We start from the raw sequence: 22003 nt of genomic DNA on the forward strand, positions 1-22003 counted from the left end.
GATCGAACAGCGGTCGACATCTCAGCGAATCGGCGGCGTGGCCGAATCGAGTGGCTTGAAGTTCAGCGGGATCCCCAGCGTCTCGTCATGCGACGAAGCACCGATCAGCACGACACCCAGCACCGGCGCACCCGCGAACTGCAGCGCCCCGGTCAGCCGTGCCACGTCCATCTCCTTGTCGAGCCCGACCTGCACCACCAGCACGGACGCGTCGACCGCGGCGGCCAGCGGCGTGATCCCGTGTCGCCCGACCGACGCCGGACCGTGGATCACCACCGAGTACCCAGGCGGCAGGTCCGCAACGATGCCCGGCACCAGCGACGGCCCGACCGCCTCAGCGGTCTCCTCGTGGTTCAGTCCGGGCGGCAGCACATACAGGTCGGCGACCGTACCCGGCCGGAACAGCTTCCGGGCCCGGATCGCCCGGGTCGCGGCCGGCTCCATCACCAGGTCGGTCAGGCCCTCATGACCGGTCAGATGAGGCAGGACCGGCGTACCTTCGATATCCGCCAGGACCAGCAGCGTCTCCCGCCCGTCGCGGGCGTTCGCCTCGGCCATGGCCAGCGCGATGCCCGCCGAGTTCGGCGTCGGCGAGGCCGAGACCACCAGCAGGGCGCCAGGGCTGCCGCTCGCGAAGGCGCGCGGGTTCAGCTCGCGGCGCGCCAGGGCGCCGCTCGCCTCGGCGCCGAGCGCAGTGATCTCGTACTGCGGAAGCTCGGGAGCGCCCTTGTTCCAGAACCGCCGACGTTTTCCCTCGGAGGCCGCGATCACCGGAGAGCTCGCTGCCCGGGCCGCCTGGTCCCGGGTCAGGATGTACGGCGTCAAGTGGGACCGCAGCAGCGCCAGACCGAAGCCCAGCACCAGGCCGAGAATCCCGCCGACCAGGATGTCGCGGGCCACCATCGGCGACGAGCTCGCCGTCTCCGGGGTGGCCGGAGTGGCCAGCTGGCTGCCGGCACCGACCGCATTGAGCGCCTTGATCATCGCGTTCGCGTCGTCCGTGGCCTGCCGAGCCTCGGTGGCCAGCCCGCCGCGCTGGTCTCGCAGCGCCGCGGCGGTCTGGGTATCGCCGCGCTGGACCGCCTCGTCGATCTGGCTGACCAGGCTGCGCGACTGTGCGTTCGCGGTCGCGGCCCGGCCCTGCGCCTGCCCGGCGAGGTTGGTCAGCAGCGCCTTGGCCTCGTCGTTGCGCTGCTTGAGGTAGACGTTCGAAATCGCGTTCGCCCGCTCGGCCGCCTGCTGCGCGGTGGGACCGTCGGTGCTGACCAGGTACGCGTTGTCCGTGACCGCCTTCACCCGGGTCACCGCGGCCAGGTCCTGGATGGATTTGTCGGTGACCGGCATCCCGAGCGACTTCGCCACGCCGCGCAGCAGGTTCGGGCTGGCCATCACCCGGGCCTGTGTCTCGGCCGGGAGGTCCATCCCGAGCGGACCGGTCTTGTCGGAGCTGGTGGACAGCTTCCCGACCAGGGCCGGCGGAACCGCCGGGCCGATGACCAGCTGGCTCGAGGCGGTCCAGCGCTGGGTCTGAGAGAGCGCGAAGACCGCGGCGCCGGCCAGACCGAGCAGAATGCAGCCGATGATCAACCACTTCTGCCGTAGCAGTGACTGAGCGGTCTCCCGCCAGACCACGGTGCCCGGTTCCATCCGTTACCTCAAATCCGTCTTACCAGCCCTCATGCCAGCGCCTCAGGATATAGGCAGGTAGGCGCGGTGTAACCACGGCGTCTCGTCCTGTGCCCTACTCTCTAGTCGAAGGTTCTCGGGGGCAAGAGAACCAGCAGGTATGGCGCCGTGGGCGGCGCCTGTGTCCGAGGGGGACATCGCAGGATGAAGACAAAGTGGTCCTGGGCCCGACTGGGGGTCGTGGGCACCCTGATCGCCGGTTCACTGGTGGTCGCGCTCGCGTCGCCGGCCCAGAGCATCGAGGCCTCGCTCTCGGCGGTCAACAGCTCGGCCTGGCAGACCAACGCCAGCGTGCAGGGCATCGCCGTCGCGGCCGGCAAGGCGTACGTCGGAGGCCGCTTCACCAGCGTCCGCCCGCCGGGAGCCGCGGCCGGGACCGGTGAGGTCGCGCAGGCGTACATCGCCGCGTTCGACGCCTCCACCGGCGCTCTGGTCACGTCGTTCGCCCCGGTCCTCGACGGCCAGGTCTACGCGGTGGCCGCCACCGCGGACGGCTCGCGAGTCTTCATCGGCGGCGACTTCACCAAGGTCGACGGCCAGACCCGGAACCGGATCGCCGCCTTCGACACCGCCACCGGCGCCCTGGTCGCGAACTGGAAGCCCTCGGTGTCGTATCGGGTCAAGACCATCGCGGTCTCCGGGTCGACGGTCTACTTCGGCGGCTCGTTCGGTCTGGTCAACAGCCAGGACCGTCCCCGGCTCGCGGCGGTCAGCACCGACGTGGGCACCCTGCTGCCCTGGGCCCCGGCGGTGAACGGCGATGTGTACGCCGTGGACGTGGCCGACGACGCCTCCAAGGTGTACGCGGGCGGACAGTTCAGCACCGTCAACGGCACCAACCAGAACACCGTGACCAGCCTCGACCCGACGACCGGCGCCGTACTGCCGTTCCCGGGGGCTTCCGCCGTACCGCCGCCGACCGGCGGGTGCACGACGCGGGTCAAGTCGATCGACGCGAGCGGCGACACCGTCTACTTCGGGAACGGTGGTGACGGCGGCGGCTGCTTCGACGGGACGTGGGCGGCCGACATCGCGACCAACACGCTCAAGTGGAAGAACTCGTGTCTCGGCGCGACCGAGGCGGTCAAGGTCGTGAACGGCTGGCTCTACAAGGGCTCGCACGCGCACGACTGCGCCAGCCAGGGCGCGGGCGGCTTCCCGCAGGGCTTCGACTACCGGTTCCTGCTCAGCGAGAAGGTGTCCGACGGTTCGCTCGGTCCCTGGTACCCGAACACCGACGCCGACCCGAACAGCGCGACCAATGTCGGTCCGCTCGCCTTCGCGACCGGTGGCGACGACCTCTGGGTCGGCGGCGACTTCCTGCACGTGAACGGCGTGGCCCAGCAGGGCCTCACCCACTTCACCAACGCGACTCCTGGCGCGGCGCCGGCGAAACCGGCCAAGCTCCTCCCCTACAGCGTCGAGCCGGGAGTAGTGCAGATCCACTTCCCGACCGTGCTCGACAACGACGACAGCACGCTGACGTACCGGCTGCTCAAGGGCTTCAGCAACACCACGATCGCGACCTGGACCGCCAAGTCCGTGCCGTGGGACAAGCCCTGGTTGCACTTCACCGACTCCACCGCGGTACCGGGCGAGGTGACCAACTACCGCGTCGAGGTCACCGACGGCAGTACGACGATCCGCGGCAACTACTCCGACCCGATCACGGTCGCCACGACGGCATCGACGGCGTACGACCAGATCGTCAACTCCGACGGACCGCAGGCCTACTGGCGTCTGGGTGAAGCAGCCGGTACGACGACCTCGGTCGACTCGTCGGGTCAGAGCAACAACGGCCCGTTCACCGGGGTGACGCTGGGGACCGCGGGGGCGATCGCCGGCAACACGGCCATGACGACCAGCACCACCACCGGGCGCATGGTCGGCGAGAAGGCGTACAGCATCCCGCAGCAGTTCACCGTGGAGGCGTGGGTCAGCCAGAGCGGGACCAACCGAGGCGGCCGGATCATCGGCTTCGGCAGCTCCAAGACCGGCAACAGCGCCGGTGGCGGCGACCGGATGCTCTACATGCGCACCAACGGCGCGATCGTCTTCGGTGTGAACGACGGCACCCAACGCACGCTCACCAGCGCGACGGGCCAGAACAACGGGCAGTGGCATCACGTCGTCGGCACGTACGACAACACTGGCACCAGCGGCTTGATGAAGCTGTACGTCGACGGTGCACTGGCGGGCAGCGCGAGTGTCGGTGCAGCCTCGGCGTACTACGGCTGGTGGCGGGTCGGATATGACCAGACGAGCAACTGGCCCGGTGGCGGCGCGACCCAGACGGGGATGGCGATCGACGAAGCCGCGGTCTATCCCTACGCGCTCAGTCCCGTTCAGGTACAGGACCACTTCTCGGCCCGCTGACCGGATCCTGGGAACTGGAGCACAAAGTTGTAACGCGGTCGGGAGGCCCGCTTCCGGTGGGCCTCCCGCAGGACTAATGTCCGCTGCTGGTGCGTGTGAGGCATGCACTGACTGATCCCCCGCCCAGTCGAAGGATGTTGATGAAGAAGCTAGTTCTGGCCGTTGTCACGGCCGCGGCCGTGGTCGCCGCGGCGCTGATACCTTCCGGGCCGCCGGTGCAAGCCGCGACCTCGGGCTTCGGCTCCGCCGTTTCGGCGATCAAGCAGACCTCGTGGCAGACCAACAACAGCGTGAACGCGATCGCGATCGCGGGTAACACCGTCTTCGCCGGTGGCCTGTTCACCCGGATCCGGCAGCCAGGTCAAGCGGCCGGCCACGGGGAGGCGGTCCGCACCTACATCGCCGCGTTCAACCGCACCACCGGCGCTCCGACCACGTTCGCGCCGACCCTGAACGGTCCCGTGTACGCCGTCGCCACCAGCCCGGACGGCAAGTGGGTGGTGATCGGCGGCGACTTCACCACGGTCAACGGCCTCAAGCGCAGCAAGATCGCGATGTTCAGCGTCAGCACCGGCAAGCTCGTGCAGGCGTGGGACCCGGTCGTCACGGCCCGCGTGAAGACGATCGCGATCGCCGCGAACACCGTGTTCTTCGGTGGTGCGTTCGGCCTGGTCGACGGCCAGGAGCGCAACCGGGTCGCCGCGGTCCGGCTGATCCAGGGCGACGTCCTGCGGTGGAACCCGAACGCCGACGACGACGTGTACGCGATCGACGTCTCCGACGACAGCACCCGGGTCTTCATCGGTGGTCCGTTCACGCAGATCAACGGCAAGGACCACTACTCGCTCGCGATGACGAACACCTCGACGGGCGCGGCGTTCTCCTTCCCCGCCGCGGCGGCGATCCCGCGCCCCTCGCCCGCGTGCGTCACCCGGGTGAAGGACATCGACACCCTCGGCGACAAGGTCTTCGTCTCGAACGGCGGCGACGGCAGAGGCTGCTACGACGGTGTCCTGGCCGCGAGCGTCAGCACCGGCAAGCTGCTCTGGCAGAACAAGTGCCTGGGCGCAACGGAGGCGATCAAGGCGATCGGTCAGTGGGTCTACAAGGGCTCGCACGCGCACGACTGCAGCTCCAGCGGCGCGTTCCCCGACGGGACCGGCACGCACTTCCTGCTGGTCGAGAGCGGGATCAACGGTGACATCGGGCCCTGGTTCCCGAACACCGACGCCAACCCGAACAGCACCACCCAGGTCGGTCCGCTGGCGATGGCCGGTACCGGCACCGACCTGTGGGTCGGCGGCGACTTCCTGCACGTGAACGGCAAGATCCAGCAGGGCCTGACCCGCTTCACGAACGCACCGGGTGGCGCGTTCCCCGCCGTACCGAAGGCGCCGGCGCTGACGACGTCCGGCGGGAAGGTGACGGTGAAGTTCCAGGATTCCTACGACATGGACAACCTGTCGCTGACCTACAACGTCTTCCGGGGCAGCACGAACATCGGGTCCTACAAGTACTCGTCGTACTACTGGAACGCACGGAAGGTCTACACGGTCACCGACACGGGCGTGAAGGCCGGCCAGAAGCAGACCTACCACATCGAGGTGCACGACGGCCGCAACATCATGAAGGGTGCGTCCTCCACGGTGACGGTGCAGTAGTTCCGGTCAAAGGGGTCTGCCTGTTCAGGCAGACCCCTTTGCGCTGCGATCGGGTGGGGACCTGAGGATCGTAGATTTGACCAAAAGGGGGCAATACACGTGAGGCAAAGAGTCATTGCTGTGCTGGGTGCTGTCGGGGTGATCTTCGGCCTGACGCCCGCACAGTCCGCAGTCAGTACCGGGGCGGGACTGACCGCCGTCGCCGGATCCGCCTGGCAGACCGATGCGAGCGTGCTCGGTCTGGCCGTCGCCAAGGGCAAGGCGTACGTCGGGGGCCAGTTCCTGAACGTCCGCCCGCCGGGTGCGGCACCCGGGACGAGCCAGACCAGCCGGACCTACCTGGCGGCGTTCAACCAGAGCACCGGTGCACTCGACACCACCTTCACCCACGTCCTGAACGGCGTCGTCTGGGCGATCGTCGCCTCGGCCGACGGATCCCGGGTGTACGTCGGGGGCGACTTCACCAAGGTCGACGGCCAGACCCGGAACCGGATCGCCGCGTTCGACACCACGACCGGTGCACTGGTCGCGAACATCAAGCCGAGCGTCTCGTACCGGGTGAAGGCGCTCGCGATCGGCGGGACCAGCCTGTACTTCGGTGGCTCGTTCGGGCTCGTGAACAACATCGCCCGGAACCGGGCCGCCGCGATCAGCACCGTCGACGGCACGCTGCTGCCGTGGAATCCCAACGCTGACAGCGATGTCTACGCGATCGATGCGGCCGACGACAACTCGAAGGTCTACCTGGGCGGGACGTTCGCGAACGTCGGCGGCACCGGCCACTGGGCCGTGGCGAGCGTGAACAACTCGACCGGCGCGGTCCTGCCGTTCGCCGCGGCTTCCGCCGTACCGCCGCCGACGCCCGCCTGCATGTCCCGGGTGAAGGACATCGAGACCTCCGGCAGCACCGTGTACTTCGCGAACGCCGGGAGCGGCGGCGGCTGCTTCGACGGGACCTGGGCCGCGAATGTTGCCACCGGCAACCTGGTCTGGAAGAGCACCTGCCTCGGCGCGACCGAGGCCATCACCATGGTGAACGGCTGGCTGTTCAAGGGGTCGCACGCGCACAGTTGCCCGGGAGCCTTCAGTGACGGGACCGGCGCGCACTTCCTGCTGCTGCAGAGCCCGACCACCGGTGCACTCGGGCCGTGGTTCCCGAACACGAACGCCGGCCCGCCGACCCAGGTGGGTCCGCTCGTCTCGGCGACCGGTGGGAGCGACCTGTGGGTCGGCGGCGACTTCACCACGGTGAACGGCGTCGGGCAGCAGGGCCTGACCCGCTTCACGAACACGGGCAACGGCGCCGCGCCACTCGGTCCGGTGCTGCCCACGTTGACCAGCACCGTGACCGGCCAGGTGAAGGCAGTTGTCCAGACCTCGTTGGACAACGACGACACGCTGCTGACCTACCGGCTACTGCGGAGCGCGAGCAACACGATCGTGGCGACCACCACGGCCACCTCCACCTTCTGGAACCGGCCGAACGTGACGCTCACAGACACCACCGCTCCATCCGGTACGTCGCAGATGTACCGCATCGAGGTGTACGACGGACACAACGCAGTGCGAGGCGGTTACTCCACCATCACGGTGAAGTAGCCGTCTGACGGTGGAACTTCAACGCCCGATGGGCTTGGTTCCACCACAGCAAGAGAGTCGTGAACGAGGCGGTGGCAAGGCCCCAGGCAGCGCCCTGGGGCCCCCACAGGAACGCGCCCGTGACTCCGCAGGCGATCAGGATCACCGAGGAGATCAGGCGGACGCGGAGGCCTCGGGTCGCGGCCGTCAGGGCGCGCAGGATCGCGAAGGCACCGGCGTTCGAGGCACCGAGCGCCTGCAGCAGGATGACGGGGATCAGGACCTCGTGAGCCTGGTTCCAGACGCCGGGGCCGAGCAACTCACGGCCCACGACGGGCGGCAGCAGCAGGAAGATCGCACCCCAGGCCAACGCGCCGGCGCCCACTCCCAGCGAGATCGCCAGGCCCACCAGCCAGAGGCGGCGGTAGGAGTGCCGAAGGGCGCGGGCAGCCTCGGGGACGGAGATCATCCGGATGCCCTGGTTGAGCACGTTCACCGGGCCGAGCAGGACCTGCGCGCCACGGATACCGGCGGTCGCGGCGAGACCCGCCGCCGCGGTGATGCCGAGCATGTAGATCTGGATCGTGCCGGAGACCGCGAGCATCTCCCCGACGTACTTCGGGCTGAGGTCCCAGTTCCGCCGTACCCACTCGCGGATCAGCTGGCGCCGCGGTGCAATCCCGGCCTGGAACCGCCCGGCCACGGCCGCGATCACGGCACCCAGTCCCCAGGAGAACGTCAGCGTGAACGCCGAGGCCGTACCGGTGAGGTAGAGCCCAGCAAAGATCAGCAGCATCGCCACGAGCCAGATCAGGTCGTTGACGAACGCCCGTTGCCCTTCGCCCACGACGAAGAACGCCCACCGCCACGCGTCCTGCAGCAAGAGGCCGGGCAGGGTCACCGCGAACGCGATCAGCACCCCTCGCGACGGCACACCCGGGACCGCGGCGATCGCCAAGGCCACCAGCATGGCAAGGAATCCGGCGAACAGCGCAGTCGCCGTACTGGCTCGGACGGCTCGTTCCCACGCGGGGGTTCGCGCACCGGAGTAGCGCACGGCCAACGGTTCGGTCGAGACCGCGCGGGACACGTTGAGCGCGATCGTGTAGCCACCGAACGCCAGCGCATACACGCCGAAGTCGGCGACCGTGCTCGACCGCGCGACCACCACTCCGACGGCGAGATTACTCAGGCTCGACAGCGCCTGATCCGCCAAACCCCAACCGGCGCGACCAGCCGGTCCGGCCAGCCGACGTAGTTTCGGCCGCCGGAACTTCACCCCAGCACTCTAGTGGTGGGGTGCAGCCTTCTCGACCAGCGGACTACAGCGGGCGTGGCGGGTTGCGCAGGATGCCCAGACCGAAGCGCGGGATGCCGAGCAGATAGCGACGCCAGAGGCGCTTGGGCTCCTTGTAGAGCCGGTAGCTCCACTCCAGGCCGGAACGCTGCATCCACAGCGGTGCCCGGTCCAGCCGGCCGGTGTGGAAGTCGAACGCCGCGCCGACGCCGATCAGGATCGTCGCGTTCAGCCGGTCGCGGTGGTCGGCCATCCAGCGCTCCTGCTTCGGTGCGCCGAGCCCGACCCAGATGATGTCCGGGTGCGCCTCGTTCATCCGGGCGACCGTCTCCGCGTCCTCCGCGTCGGTCAACGGCCGGTACGGCGGGCACTCGGCCCCGACCACCTTCAACGCCGGGTGCCGCTCCTGGAAGACCGCACGCAACTCTTCGGCCACCCCCTCGGCACCGCCGTAGAAGTACTGCGTCCAGCCGCGCTCGGCGGCCTCGGCCATCACGCGCTCGAGCAGATCCGGCCCGGCGACCCGGTCCATCCGCTCGAACCCGGCCTTCTTGCCCGCCCACACCAACGGCATGCCGTCGGGAACGGTCAGGCCGGACGTGTTGTAGACCTCGGTGAGCCGCGCGTCGGCCCGCGCGTGCAGCAGCGCGTTCATGTCGGAGACGCAGACCAGCTGCCGGTCGTCGGTGTCGATCCAGTGGCCGAACGTGTCGACCGTGTGGTCGAGATTGGTCACACTGACATGGATGCCGAGGACATCAACCCGGTCCGCAGTCGTCGCGGGTGTGTGGATATCGGTCATCTGTCAGTCCTCCGGGGTCAGCGCGGACAGGTCCGCGTCGACCATGATCTGAACGAGTTCGGGCACGTGGACCTGGGCTTTCCAACCCAGCTCGGTGGTGGCTTTGGACGCGTCCCCGATGAGCGAGTCCACTTCGGTGGGACGCACGTAGCGCGCGTCGTAGTCGACGTACTTCTCCCAGTCCAGCCCGACGTGGTCGAAGGCCAGTGCGACGAAATCACGGACCGAGTACGACGTCCCGGTGGCGATCACGTAGTCCGCCGGGGTGTCGTGCTGCAGCATCCGCCACATGCCCTCGACGTACTCCGGCGCGAAACCCCAGTCCCTGCAGGCATCCAGGTTCCCCAGGTAGAGCCGGTCCTGCCGGCCGAGCTTGATCGAGGCGACCGCGCGGGTGATCTTGCGCGTCACGAACGTCTCGCCGCGGCGTGGGCTCTCGTGGTTGAAGAGGATCCCGTTCACCGCGAACATGTCGTACGCCTCGCGGTAGTTCCGGGTCATCCAGTACCCGTACAGCTTCGCGGCGCCGTACGGCGAGCGCGGGTGGAACGGGGTCTCCTCGTTCTGCGGCGGTGAAGTCGCGCCGAACATCTCCGACGACGACGCCTGGTAGAACCGGCAGTCCAGGCCGATCATCCGGATGGCCTCGAGCAACCGCGTCGTACCCATCCCGGTGGTGTCACCGGTGTACTCGGGCTCGTCGAAGCTCACCCGCACATGGCTCTGGGCGGCCAGGTGGTACACCTCGTCCGGCTGGATCGACGCCAGCAACGTGACCAGTCGCGACCCATCGGTCAGATCGCCGTAATGCAGGTAGAGCCGCTTGTCCTTCGCCTGCGGATCCTCGTACAGGTGGTCGATCCGGCGCGTGTTGAACGTCGACGCCCGCCGGATCAGCCCGTGTACTTCGTAGCCCTTGGCCAGCAACAACTCCGCCAGGTACGAGCCGTCCTGCCCCGTGATCCCGGTGACGAACGCCTTCTTCATGTGGCCTGCCCTTGATACCAGGCGTAGGTAGCGGCCACACCGTCATGGAGGTCGATGGACGGCTTCCAGCCCAGCGCCAGCAGCCGGCTCACATCGAGCAGCTTGCGCGGGGTGCCGTCCGGCTTGGACAAATCGTTGCTGATAGCACCGGTGTAGCCGACCACGCGGGCGACCAGCTCGGCCAGCTCGCGGATCGTCACGTCCGCACCGACACCGACGTTGATCGGCTCCGGCGCATCGTAATGCTGCAAGAGATGCAGGCACGCGTCGGCCAGGTCGTCGACGTGGAGGAACTCCCGCCGCGGCGTACCGCTGCCCCACAACACGACCTCAGCGGCATCCGTACGCCGGGCCTCGTCGAAGCGTCGCATCAGCGCCGGCAGCACGTGCGAGCTGGTCGGGTCGAAGTTGTCGTTCGGCCCGTACAGGTTCGTCGGCATCGCGGAGATCCAGGGCAGCCCGTACTGACGCCGCACGGCCTGGACCTGCATGATCCCGGCGATCTTCGCGATCGCGTAGGCGTCGTTGGTCGGCTCGAGCTCGCCCGTCAGCAGACTCGACTCGCGGATCGGCTGCTCGGCGTACTTCGGGTAGATGCACGACGACCCCAGGAACAGCAGCCGCGGCGTGCGGACCTCGAGGGCCGCGTCCATCAGGTTCACCTGGATGCGGAGGTTGTCGCTGAGGAACTCGGTCGGGTGATCGCGGTTCGCCAGGATCCCGCCGACCCGCGCCGCCGCGTCGATCACGATCGCCGGCCGGTGCTCGGCCAGGAACGCGAACGTCGCGTCGCGGTCGCGCAGGTCCAGCTCCGCCGACGACGCGCCGATCAGGTGCGTGAATCCTGCCGCCTCGAAGCGGCGCCAGAGCGCCGAGCCAACCAGCCCGCGGTGACCGGCGATGTACACCGGCGATTCCCGATCCAACCTCTCCGTCATCAGTAGGCTCCCGCGCCGTAGATCACCGCACGCACGGTCTTCCAGAGGATCAGCAGGTCCAGGGTCATCGACCAGTTGTCGACGTACCGCAGGTCGAGCCGGACCGACTCGTCCCAGGACAGGTCGCTGCGGCCGCTGACTTGCCACAGGCCGGTGATACCGGGCTTGACGAGCATCCGGCGCGAGTCGTCCGCCGCGTACAGGGCGACTTCCTCCGACAGCGGCGGGCGCGGGCCGACCAGTGACATGTCGCCGCGCAGCACGTTGAACAGCTGCGGCAGCTCGTCGAGCGAGAAGCGCCGGATCCAGCGGCCGAACGGCGTCATCCGCGGGTCGTCGCGCATCTTGAAGATCACGCCGTTGCCGTCGCTCAACGCATACAGGTCACCGAGTCGCTGCTCGGCGTCGGCGTACATGCTGCGGAACTTCAGCATGGTGAACTCGTCGCCCGCGCGGCCGACGCGCTGCTGCCGGAACAGCACCGGTCCCGGGCTAGTCAGGCGCACGGCGAGCGCCAGGCCGATCAGCAGCGGGGCCAGCAGAACGATGAAGCCGAGTGCGACGATCCGGTCGAAGACGGCCTTCATCAGGTGCGGGCCGCCGCTCACCGACGGCCGCTCCAAGTGCAGCAGTGACAGACCGGCGACCGGACGGACGGAGATCCGCGGGCCGGCCACCTCGATGATGCCCGGCGAGACGATCAGCTCGATCCCGCGCTGCTCCAGCGCCCAGGAGAGCCGGCGCAGCGACTGTCCGACCAGATCGGGGTCGGTCGCGATCGCGACCACCTCGACCCGATGCCGGTCGGCGGCCGCGAGGATGTCCGGCTCGTCCAGCTCGTCGGGCTGCAGCGGGCCGTCGGCGCGCGAATCCCCGAACGATTCCCCGTACGAATCACCGTGCGGCCGGCACGTCGCCACCACCCGGAAGCCGTCGGTCGGGCGGCTCTCGAGGTGCTCACACAGCGTCGCGGCCGGACCGCTACGCCCGACCACGAGAACCCTGTGCATGCAGCGACCTCGAACCCGGTGCCGATGCAGGTCCTTGCGCAACGCATACCGCAGCAGCAACGCGGAGCCGACCATGACCGGGATCGCGAGCACGACGAAGCCGCGCGCGATCTCGGTCTTGGTCAGGTACGACGTCATCGCGACGGCCGCGATCAGGCCGACACCCGAGCGCATCAGCGACCGGAACTCGTCCGGTCCGGCGCCGAAGTACCGCTGGTCGTACCCCTTAGAGAGCGCGACCGCGCCGACCCAGGCCAGCGGCAGCAGACTGCTGATGATCAGGTAGCCACTGCCGACGTGGTAGCCGAAGCGGGTCAGGAGGGCGATCGATACACCAAGCATCGCGGAGAGCAGATCACCGCCGACGGCGGCCCAGCGGTACACGCCGACCCAGCGCGGTTCGGTCGAGCGCGACGACAGCGGGACGATCGCCGGGACCTCGTGCGGCACCACCCAGAGCGGCCGGCGGCCATCGACCGCATCCGGCGCCTCAGCTCCGCTCACACCGGTCCCTTACTTCCTACGCTGTGCCCTGCTGCAACCGAACGACCACTGTACGTGCTCGCCGCAGTGTGCAGTCTGCCTGAGGTGCCTGTCAAACGGATCGTCAACGAGTGCTGCCGGGAGCTGTGCGCGTCCACCCACATCCCCAGAATTAACCCGCACGTCGGCAACGAGTCACCGAAGATTACTACGCGTCCAGCCCCTCGGCATCTTCGACCCGTGAGCCTTGTGAAGAATTTTGCGAGAGTCCGGAGGGCAGCTTAAGAGGCAGACCTGCGCAGACCACGTCCGCACGGCGTCCGTATCCGGATCGTTGCCTCCGCACGCCTGGATCCGTGCCAGGACAGAGAAATCCGGCCGGCACTCGGGTGTGAGTGCCGACCGGACCAGTCCGGATCCGAAGGTTCAGACCGTGACGACGGTCCTCGGCTTGTCGAAGCTCTCGATCAGCTCCGCCGGGAGGTGCGTCAGGTCGGACGTCCGCAGGTAGTCGCCCATCGTCGTCCCCGTGCACTCCGAATCGATGTTCGGCGCGGCGTGGTCGGCGAGCGCGTCACCGAGGTGCACGGTGCGCAGGTCGATGCTGAAGCGGGTCCGGCCCGAGGTGTTCGGCACGCTGGAGTGCAGCTGTGCGCCGGAGAACAGGATGATCCCGCCGGGCTGGACGATCGGGCGGATCTGCGGGACCAGCTCGACCTCTTCCTCCGGCTTCGGCTGGACCCGGGTGTCGACGCCGATCTGGGTGGCGGCGATCTTGCGGCTGGTCGCGTTCCACTCGGCGTAGTTGTAGACGCGCGAGCTGTTCTTGACCGGCGTCTGCCAGTACCGCGGGTGGAAGGCGAGGCCGTTCTCGGCGCTGATCGGGAAGATCGGCAGCCACCAGTTCAGCTGGCAGTACGGCGCGGAGTACCAGGTGTCGCGATGCGGGTGGAACGCGAACGCGATCCCGGTGGTGAGGTAGTCGTCCGACGTCGAGCTGCGCATCCGCGGTACGTCGAAGTACACCTGCTCGGGGTCGCAGCCCAGGTCGACCAGCATCTCCTGGATCAGCCGCTTCGACTCCGGGTGGTGGATGAAGCGCGGCTTGAGCTCGGCGAGCAGCGCCGCGTAGTCCTCGACGGCCATGTCGAACTGCGCGGTCTCCGGGTCCAGCGGCCCGAACGCGTCCCGGGCCAGCTGGCCGGCGAACTCGGTCAGCGCCAGGGTCGAGGCCCGCGGCGAGTAGACGAACAGGTCACCGTCGTACAGCTTGGTGCGGCGCTCGTCGTCGGTGAAGTCCGCGTCGACGTAGATGGAATGCATTGGTGTTCCCCCATTTCAGACAAGTGACTCCGCGGGGCGGATCCCCGTTGGTCGCGCTCGCTTGGAGGCGTCGACCAGTGGCAGCAGGTCGACGCCGGGCAGGACGCGCTCTGCGCGCATCACTTCGAGGTAGCGCTGCCGCACCTGCGCGAGGACGCCGGACTGCTCGTACGTCGCGCCGTCCACCTCCGACACCAGCGTCAGCTCCGAGATCGTGCCGGCCAGGCCGCACTCGGCCGCGGCCAGCAGCTCGGTGCGGTCGATCGGCCGGCGCTCGAACGGTACGCTGAGATCGACGGCCACCGCCTCGAGGATGTCGACGGTGATGCTGTCCAGGCAGGACTCGCTGGTCGGCGGCGTGATGATCCGCCCGCGGTCGGCGATCAGGACACAGGCACCGGTCGCCTCGGCGATCCGGCCGGAGTCGTTCAGCATGATCGCGTCGTCGTAGCCGAGCCGGCGGACCTCGATCCGGGCCAGCCGGGCGCCGACGTAGTTCGCGCTGCTCTTGACCCGGGTCGGCAGGACCAGGTCGGTGGCCCGCCGCCAGCTGCTCACGCCGAGCCGCATCGGGTCCGGGTCGTGCTTCTGCTGGCTGAACGCCGTGACCACCAGGTCGGCCTCGGTCGCCTCACCCCAGTGGCCGTGGGTGACGAACATCGTCGGCCGGAACCACAGGTCCTTCTCCGCCACCAGCAGCTCACCGGCCAGCGTTTCAAGGCCCTCGACGAACTCCTCGTAGCTGAAGCGCACCGGGATGTGAAACAGCGACGCGGACCGGCAGAGCCGGTCGTAGTGGCGTCGCGGGCTCCGGATCGAGAAGACCTCGCCGGCGGTGTCCCAGTAGCCCTTCAGCCCTTCGAAGACACTCAGGGCGCGGGTCAGCGCCTCGGCACCTATGTGGATCCGTACGTCGGTGTACGGCACGAGCTCTCCGTTGACGAGCGCCCACGGCGGTGTGGTGAGTTGCGATATGGATGCTGTGTGAGCCATGAAGTGCCTTCCAGCGTGGTCGTCGATCAGCGAACGCTCGGAACGTCCGAGCCGGTCAGTTCTTTCAGGGACAGCGCCCGCTGGTCACGGGCCGACATCAGCGTGACCGGCAGTGGCCACGCGATGGCGAGGTCGGGATCGTCGTACGCGATCACGACGTCCTCCGACGGGTCGTGCGGGCGATCGATCCGGTAGGCGATGTCGGCCGGCTCGGTCAGCGCCTGGAAGCCGTGGCCGCACCCGGCCGGGATGTAGACCGACGCCTGGGTCTCACCCGACAGCGTGAAGTGCGCCTGGCCCAGATACGTCGGCGACGTCGGCCGGAGATCGACGACGACGTCGAAGACCTGACCGGCCGAGCAACGCACGAGCTTGGCCTCACCCAGCCCGGAGCGCAGGTGCATCCCACGCAGCACACCCCGGCGCGAGCGGGACAAGCTGTCCTGCGCGAACCCGTCCGGGTCGATGCCGACCGAGCGGGCGATCTCGGCGTCGAAGGTGCGACTGAAGAAGCCGCGGTCGTCGACGTGCGGTGTCGGCTCGAACAGGTAGACCCCGGACACCTCCGGTACCGGCGTGACCTTCATGAGCAGCCCTCCAGAGCTTGGGTGTGCACCGGCCGGACCGGGAAGACGGTCGACGACAGGACGGCGTACTGGTCCTCGAGCAGCCGGCGGTTGACGGCGTTGCGCTCGTCCATGGCCGCGCCGACGACCTCGCGGCGGGACTCCAGCGCGGTGTACTGGTCGATCAGCCGGTCCACGTCGAGCGTGCGGATGCTCTGGCAGAACTCCGCCAGGCCCATGTCGGCCATCAGTACGTCGTTCTTCGCGGCGTACCCGATCGAGACGGTCGGCTTCGAGAGCATCAGCGCGGACACGATGTTGTGGAAGCGGGTAGCGACCACCGTGTCGACGGACGCGATCTGGTCCATCAGCTGGTCCAGCGTGCGGGGCGGGTCCTCGACCACCCAGGACGGGTCCAGTTCAGGCCGGTTCGTGCGCAGGTCGGCGAGGATCTCGGCCGAGACCAGCTCGTCCTCACGGTCACCGGTGAGCAGCCGGACCCGGTGCCCCTGATCGACCAGCCAGTTGACGAAACGCTTCATCTTCGCGACGTACTCGGCGTACACCTCGTCGGCCCGGTCGCGGTCGTCGTTGGTGCCGTGGTAGGTCATCACCCCGACGCCGACGGTCGTCGGCTCGCCCGGCGCAGTGGTCGACCGCATCGCCGGGATCGGCAGCGAGAAGGCCAGGTCCGGGTAGACCGGGTCGTCGTCGATCCCGAGCCCGGTGGAGCGCATCGCATCCTTCGACAGCTGGTCGCGGAACGACCGGTACGCCGCCAGCCGGGCCGCCCGCGTGTACATCCGGCGGGTCATCCGCACGCCCTGGGTGTTGGCGCCGACACTCACCAGCGCGACCTTGGTCCCGACCAGGCGGCCGGACGCGGTCAGCAGCAGGAGCGAGTACGGGAAGCCCCACCAGCGCAACGGCAGGCTGCCTTCGAGCACACCCATACCGGGCACGATCACCACGTCGTGACGCCGCACCCAGGACATCGTCCGGAACGCGTCGACGAGCTTGCCGACGCCCTTGAGTGCGATCGCCCGCAGACTGCTGGCCGTGCTGTACTCCTCACGGTTCCAGTGCAGGCGAATGGCCGGCAGACCGTACCGTTCGGTGATCCCCTCCGGCCCGTCGCAGCACAAGTCGATCTCGGCGTCCGGGTAGGCCTTGCGCAGGTACGCCAGCACCGCCTCGAGCGAACCGTCGTTGCCGAGGTTGCCGGAGCCGAGCAGACCGAAGAACCCGATCCGCAGCGGGCGGTTGGTGTAGACAGTGGTGTCGGTCATGCCAGCCGTCCCCCCTGGCCCGCGACCACCCTGGCCACCGAAACGACTTCGTCGACCTGCTCCACCGGCGTGTCCTGCCGGCGCCGCGACGGCGGCACCGCACGGCTCGTCATCCAGCGCACAAGGTGCCCGAGGCAACGGAAGCGCTCACCTGCGGTCAGCGGCGCGCGGAACAGCGCGCGCACGTAGCCCAGCGGATACTCGGCGAGCAGCCGGATCACCGGGTGCCGGAGCTTGTTGCGCCGGCGCGGGTCGAGGTTGCCGCACCAGGAGCGGATCGTCCGGTTCGACCGGAGGGCGCTGTCCGGGTGGTCGCGGCGGAAGTACAGCGACGCCGGCACGTGGTGGAAGCGACCGTGCAAGGCGATCTCGGCCACGATCGTCCGGTCGGCGTGGTAGAAGCTCTCGTTCAGCGCGGTCCGGCGCAGGACGTCGGAGCGGATGACGCCGTAGTCGTCGTCGCCACCGACGTCGAACAGCAGGCTGCGGAACCGCTCCACCGGGTCCGGTGAGTCGGTGGTCAGCGGGTAGCCGACCTTCGCGACGATGTCACCGGCGGCGTCGATGATCGCGCTCCACGAGTGACACAGGACGGCGTCCGGGTGCTCGTCGAGCGCCTCGATGCACCGCTCGAGCAGGTCCCGGGCGTACAGGTCGTCGTACGACGCCCACTTGAACAGCTCGCCCCGGGACTCGGTGAAGACCACGTTGTGGTTGGGCGAGGCGCCGATGTTCACCGGCTGCCGGATGTACCGGACACGCGCGTCCCGGGCGACGTACTCGCGGCAGATCCGCTCCGTGTCGTCGGTCGACGCGTTGTCGGAGATGATCAGCTCGAAGTCCGTGTACGTCTGCCCGAGCAGCGCGTCCAGGGCTTCGGCCAGGTACTTCGCTCCGTTGTAGACCGGCAGGCCGATGCTCAGCCGCGGTACCGCGTTCATGAATTCCTCACTTCTTGGTAGGCCACCGGGGCACTGTCCTCGATCCGCTCCGACGATCTCCGCACCGCCCGGCTCGCCATCCAGCGGGCCAGGTGTCCGTAGCAACGACGCCGCTCGGCCGACGACAGCGGTGCCCGCCGGATCGCGCCGACGAAGCCACCGACGTACTCGGCGAGCAACCGCGCGGTCGGGTTGCTCCACCGGTGTGCGCGCCGGGGCTCCATGTTGGCCGCGCGGGACCGGATCGTCGGCCGGGCCCGCTCGGCCCGGTCCGGGTGGTCGCGCCGGAAGAACAGCACCTCGGGCACCTGGTAGAACCGGCCGTTGAGCGCCAGCTCCGCCATCAGCGTCCGGTCCGCGTGGTGATAGCTGCCGTGCAGCGGCGTACGACGCAGGATGTCCGAGCGGATCACTCCGTAGAAGTCGTCGCCGCCGACGGTGAACAACATGCTCCGGAACCGCTCCGGCGGGCGCGGGTCCGCGGTGGCCAGCGGATAGTCGACCGTGAGGACGACGTCGCCGGCTGCGTCGATGATCGCCTGCCAGGAGTGCGCAAGGACGAGCGCGGGGTCCGTGTCGAGTGCGTCGACGCAGCGGCGCAGCAGGTCGCGCGCGTACAGGTCGTCGTGCGACGCCCACTTGAACAGCTCGCCGCGGGAGTGCTCGAAGGTCCAGTTGTGGTTCGGCGTCGCGCCGATGTTCACCGGCTGGCGGTAGTAGCTGATCCGCGCGTCCCTGGCCAGGTAGTCGCGGCAGATCTCCTCGGTCGCGTCGGTCGACGCGTTGTCCGAGATGATCAGCTCGAACTCCGGGTACGTCTGGGCCAGCAGCGAGTCCAGGGACTCGGCCAGGTACCGCTCCCCGTTGTAGACCGGCAGCCCGACACTGAGCCGCGGTGCCGCGCTCACGTGCTCCTCATTTCCGGCAGCTCCTGCAGTTCGGGCTCGGTGAGGGCAACCTCGGCAGGCAGGTCGTCGGGCACCTGGACCGGAGCCTTCCCGGCGGCCAGCTCGGCCCAGCGCTCGCGGATGCCGACTCCGAAGTACCACCACCACACGATCGCGCCGACGAACGTCGCGCAGGCCGCTCCCCAGGACGACCCGAGAGCGCCGTTGAGGACACCGCCGCCGACACCGCCGATCAGGTAGGCCGTCGAGGCGTACAGCTGCGCGCGCAGACTCCGCCGCGCGACACCCAGTGCTCGCAGGCCGGCCGAGGCGCCGGTGTAGAAGCTGGCGAACATCACCGACAAGGTTGCTGGTAGCAACAATGCGGAGGCGGTCAGCCACACCTGGCCGAGCAGTGCGTGACCCCACGCGTCCGGCAGTGCGATCAGCAGCGCGAGGCCCCAGGCCAGTGCGGCGGCCGCCTGCGCGCCACCGAGCAAGATGCAGAACAGCGGCAGGGACTTGGGCCGCCGGCGAAGCACTCGCGCCGCTTCCGGTACCGCGACCAGGCCGATACCGGACAGCACGATGAAGAACGGGCCGAGCATCATCTCGGCGCCGCGCACGGTGCCGACCGCGGCGACCCCGGCGAACGCACCGAGGCCGTACATCTTCAGCTGGTAGGCGCCGCTGATGGTCACGTTCTCCGCGAGGTAGCGCAGCCCGAGATCGCGGTGGTCCCGCAGCCATCCGCGGGCCCGGAACAACCGGGGCACGACGCCGGCCTGGAGACCGCTCACCAGCGCGGCGAAGCAGCCGGCGGCACCCCAGGCGAGCACGAACCGCGTGACGCTGGCGTGGTGCGACGCCAGGTAGAGCAGTGGAACGAGCGCCAACGCCCAGGTGATGTCGGCGACGAACGCCTTGCCACCTTGACCGGACGCGAAGAACGCGAACCGCCAACTGTCCTGCAGCATCAGCCCCGGCAGCACGATCCCCAGCGCGATGAAGGCCGCGCCGGTTCGTCCACCCAGGGCCGCGCCGACCGCCACACAGATCGCGCCGAGGACCAGGCCGACCGCGATCGCCATCCCCGACGAGCTCGCGACGGCGGTCTTCCAGTGCGACCGCCGTACGCCGCTGAACCGCACCGCCAACGGGTCGGTGGCCAGTCCGCGAGAGACGTTGACCACGACGCCGTACGTCACCCACGCGAGGCTGAAGGCACCGAACTCGACCGCGCCCAGCGAGCGGGCGACGACGATGCCGACGATGAAGCTGACCATGCTGGTAACAGCCTGGTCGGCCAGTCCCCAGGTGAGGCGGCGCAGGACTCCTTTCATGGCCTGCCCGCACCGCTGTGCCGGACGGCCGGAAGGTCCTGGAGCCGCCACAGCGAGATCTGGTTCGGGTCGACCTCGCCCCCGTCCGGGAAGGACTCGATCGGGTCGGGGAAGTTGAACGGCGGAAGCTGCATGTTCAGCCGCCGCCAGTTCCGGCCGGTGAACTGGTTGCGGTTGACCTCGACGTCCGGGTAGGTGTTCAGCAGCAGCCAGGTCGCACCGGTGGACTTGAAGTTCGCCAGGATGGCCGCCGCGTCCTGGAACGAGACATGCACGAGGCAGTCCCGGCACAGGACCACGTCGACTTCCGGCAGCTTGTCCCGGGTCAGGTCGGCGACGGCGAACTGGCGCTGCTCGTTCGCGAACCGCCGCTGATTCTCCGCGATCACGTTCGGCACGATGTCCAGGCCGTAGTACTCCTGCACCGGGAGGTCGATGTGCTGCATCCAGTTCAGGTCGCCGCAGGGCGCGTCGAGCATCGACTTCGCGTCGAGCCGGGTCAGCAGCTCCGAGAGCCGCTCGCGGATGTCGACGGTCGCGCGCAGCTCGGACCCCGTCCCGGATCCGGACTCGGTGCTGTCCCAGCCGGCCGTCTCGTACACCTGGCTGAACAAGTTCTTGCGCGAGGTGACCCGCCACCGCAGGTGGTGGACCGCCGGCACCTTCGCCAGCGGGCGCCGCAGGCCACGCAGTACTTTCCGCATCATCGGGTCCTCACCGCCTCGTGTGGTTCGGGCAAGGGGACCAAGTACGTCGCACCCCAGCCGCCACCCGCCTCGAGCTGGGCGATCACCTCGTCGGCGATGTCCCAGGTCAGAACCAGCACGACATCCGGGCGAGCGGCCCGGAGATCGTCGATCGGCCGGATCGGAACCATGCCGCCACCGGGGATCCGGCGGCCGTGCTTTCCCGGGGCCAGGTCGACCGTGAACGGCAGCAGGTCGGTGGTGATCTTGCTCAGGTCCAGCAGGACCGGCGCCTTCGACGGAGCGCCGTACCCGAGCACCGTCCGTCCGGCGATCTGGTGCCGGGTGAGCTCGTCGTGCAGCGCGCCGGCGGCGTGCCAAGCGGCCTCTTGCAGGCTGGAGAGCTGGACCTCGTCGGCGATGCCGGCGGCGTCCTCGTCTTCCAGGACCACATCGACGGACGGATCGGGCTTCGCGTCGGCGGTGTGCCGCAGCATCACCATCAGGCTGCCGCCGTACATCTCGACCTGGCGCACCGACTCGACCGTGAGGCCGTGCCGGCCGGCGAGGTTCTGCAGCGCACGCAGCGAGACATAAGCCCAGTGGCCGTGCCGGATGGTGTCGAACTGGTTGCCGACGAACAGCGGCAGCAGGTGGTGGAACTCCATCACCAGCAGGCCGCCCGGGGCGAGCCGCTCGGCCCGCAGCTTCAGGCTGTCGCCGTACTGCGGCTCGTGCACGATCCCGTGTACGTCGATCACCAGGTCGGCCTGCTCCGCGTCGCCGACGACCCGCGACCCCTCGGCCTGGAGATGGTCGAGCCAGGAGCCGCCGTGCGGACTGCCGAACTCGAAGACCGTCCCGCCCAGCAGCTCGGGGTAGTCGCGCAGGATCTCCTTCACCGAGGACTCCGCGTGCGCACGGCTGGTCGCGGACTCCACGGCCAGCGGCTCTTCGGCTATCTGGGCCTCGACCGGGCCGAGCTGGACCAGCGTGCAGTCCCGGCACAGCCACAGCTCGAGCGGCCAGCGCGGATCCGGCCCCGGCGTGTCCGCCGCCGGGAAGAGGTCAGCGCAGGGCTGCTCCCCCAGATCAACCACGGGTACGGCGTTCTCGCTCGCGCACCCACGACACTTGAAGCTCACTTGGTCCCCTCC

General features: G+C 68.9%; 18 protein-coding genes. 3 read left to right on the forward strand and 15 right to left on the reverse strand.

Annotated elements, in window-relative coordinates; genetic code table 11:
* Window positions 1-21: 21 nt before the first annotated feature.
* The gene (locus ACWF4Z_RS08885; RefSeq protein ID WP_452242396.1) at window positions 22-1647 is read right to left on the reverse strand and encodes a Wzz/FepE/Etk N-terminal domain-containing protein; all 1626 of its coding nucleotides are present in this window, start codon (window positions 1645-1647) and stop codon (window positions 22-24) included.
* A 183-nt stretch (window positions 1648-1830) separates the two neighbouring features.
* On the opposite strand from ACWF4Z_RS08885, the gene ACWF4Z_RS08890 reads away from it, so the two are divergent.
* The 3 genes from ACWF4Z_RS08890 (at window position 1831) to ACWF4Z_RS08900 (ending at window position 7322) form a co-directional block, all read left to right on the forward strand.
* On the forward strand, window positions 1831-4062 hold the full coding sequence (locus ACWF4Z_RS08890; protein ID WP_452242397.1) for a LamG-like jellyroll fold domain-containing protein: 2232 nt from the start codon (window positions 1831-1833) through the stop codon (window positions 4060-4062).
* Window positions 4063-4202: 140 nt separating this feature from the next.
* Window positions 4203-5723, forward strand: coding sequence for a fibronectin type III domain-containing protein (locus ACWF4Z_RS08895; RefSeq protein ID WP_452242398.1), 1521 nt, complete (start codon window positions 4203-4205; stop codon window positions 5721-5723).
* Window positions 5724-5843: 120 nt separating this feature from the next.
* Window positions 5844-7322, forward strand: a complete 1479-nt coding sequence (locus ACWF4Z_RS08900) for a fibronectin type III domain-containing protein (protein WP_452242399.1) — start codon at window positions 5844-5846, stop codon at window positions 7320-7322.
* Here ACWF4Z_RS08900 and ACWF4Z_RS08905 read toward each other — a convergent pair.
* The 14 genes from ACWF4Z_RS08905 to ACWF4Z_RS08970 form a co-directional block, all read right to left on the reverse strand.
* Window positions 7309-8580, reverse strand: a complete 1272-nt coding sequence (locus ACWF4Z_RS08905; protein ID WP_452242400.1) for a hypothetical protein — start codon at window positions 8578-8580, stop codon at window positions 7309-7311. The two genes, ACWF4Z_RS08900 and ACWF4Z_RS08905, sit on opposite strands and share 14 nt — an antisense overlap.
* A 43-nt stretch (window positions 8581-8623) precedes the next feature.
* Complete coding sequence (locus ACWF4Z_RS08910) at window positions 8624-9400, reverse strand: WecB/TagA/CpsF family glycosyltransferase (protein ID WP_452242401.1); 777 nt, start codon at window positions 9398-9400, stop codon at window positions 8624-8626.
* Between the two features lie 3 nt (window positions 9401-9403).
* Window positions 9404-10387 (reverse strand): GDP-mannose 4,6-dehydratase, encoded by a 984-nt coding sequence (gene gmd, locus ACWF4Z_RS08915; protein ID WP_452242402.1) that lies wholly within the window; start codon window positions 10385-10387, stop codon window positions 9404-9406.
* A complete protein-coding gene (locus ACWF4Z_RS08920; protein WP_452242403.1) occupies window positions 10384-11325 on the reverse strand; it encodes a GDP-L-fucose synthase family protein in 942 nt (313 codons plus the stop codon). Before ACWF4Z_RS08920 ends, gmd begins: the two co-directional genes overlap by 4 nt.
* Window positions 11325-12839, reverse strand: a complete 1515-nt coding sequence (locus ACWF4Z_RS08925; RefSeq protein ID WP_452242404.1) for a sugar transferase — start codon at window positions 12837-12839, stop codon at window positions 11325-11327. Before ACWF4Z_RS08925 ends, ACWF4Z_RS08920 begins: the two co-directional genes overlap by 1 nt.
* Window positions 12840-13244: 405 nt before the next feature.
* On the reverse strand, window positions 13245-14141 hold the full coding sequence (locus ACWF4Z_RS08930) for a hypothetical protein (RefSeq protein WP_452242405.1): 897 nt from the start codon (window positions 14139-14141) through the stop codon (window positions 13245-13247).
* A gap of 15 nt (window positions 14142-14156) precedes the next feature.
* A complete protein-coding gene (locus ACWF4Z_RS08935; protein ID WP_452242406.1) occupies window positions 14157-15134 on the reverse strand; it encodes an aminotransferase class IV in 978 nt (325 codons plus the stop codon).
* 26 nt (window positions 15135-15160) lie between these two features.
* The gene (locus ACWF4Z_RS08940; protein WP_452242407.1) at window positions 15161-15721 is read right to left on the reverse strand and encodes a dTDP-4-dehydrorhamnose 3,5-epimerase family protein; all 561 of its coding nucleotides are present in this window, start codon (window positions 15719-15721) and stop codon (window positions 15161-15163) included.
* The gene (locus ACWF4Z_RS08945) at window positions 15718-16989 is read right to left on the reverse strand and encodes a polysaccharide pyruvyl transferase family protein (protein WP_452242408.1); all 1272 of its coding nucleotides are present in this window, start codon (window positions 16987-16989) and stop codon (window positions 15718-15720) included. Before ACWF4Z_RS08945 ends, ACWF4Z_RS08940 begins: the two co-directional genes overlap by 4 nt.
* A complete protein-coding gene (locus tag ACWF4Z_RS08950) occupies window positions 16986-17930 on the reverse strand; it encodes a glycosyltransferase family 2 protein (RefSeq protein ID WP_452242409.1) in 945 nt (314 codons plus the stop codon). The genes ACWF4Z_RS08945 and ACWF4Z_RS08950 overlap by 4 nt, the downstream gene beginning before the upstream one ends.
* The gene (locus ACWF4Z_RS08955; protein ID WP_452242410.1) at window positions 17927-18838 is read right to left on the reverse strand and encodes a glycosyltransferase family 2 protein; all 912 of its coding nucleotides are present in this window, start codon (window positions 18836-18838) and stop codon (window positions 17927-17929) included. Before ACWF4Z_RS08955 ends, ACWF4Z_RS08950 begins: the two co-directional genes overlap by 4 nt.
* Window positions 18835-20160, reverse strand: coding sequence for a hypothetical protein (locus ACWF4Z_RS08960; RefSeq protein WP_452242411.1), 1326 nt, complete (start codon window positions 20158-20160; stop codon window positions 18835-18837). Before ACWF4Z_RS08960 ends, ACWF4Z_RS08955 begins: the two co-directional genes overlap by 4 nt.
* Window positions 20157-20867 carry a class I SAM-dependent methyltransferase gene (locus tag ACWF4Z_RS08965; RefSeq protein ID WP_452242412.1) on the reverse strand — a complete coding sequence of 237 codons (711 nt, stop codon included), beginning with the start codon at window positions 20865-20867 and terminating at the stop codon, window positions 20157-20159. The genes ACWF4Z_RS08960 and ACWF4Z_RS08965 overlap by 4 nt, the downstream gene beginning before the upstream one ends.
* Window positions 20864-21991 carry a class I SAM-dependent methyltransferase gene (locus tag ACWF4Z_RS08970; protein ID WP_452242413.1) on the reverse strand — a complete coding sequence of 376 codons (1128 nt, stop codon included), beginning with the start codon at window positions 21989-21991 and terminating at the stop codon, window positions 20864-20866. Before ACWF4Z_RS08970 ends, ACWF4Z_RS08965 begins: the two co-directional genes overlap by 4 nt.
* Window positions 21992-22003 lie beyond the last annotated feature (12 nt).

Source organism: Kribbella sp. NPDC055071, assembly GCF_053608045.1.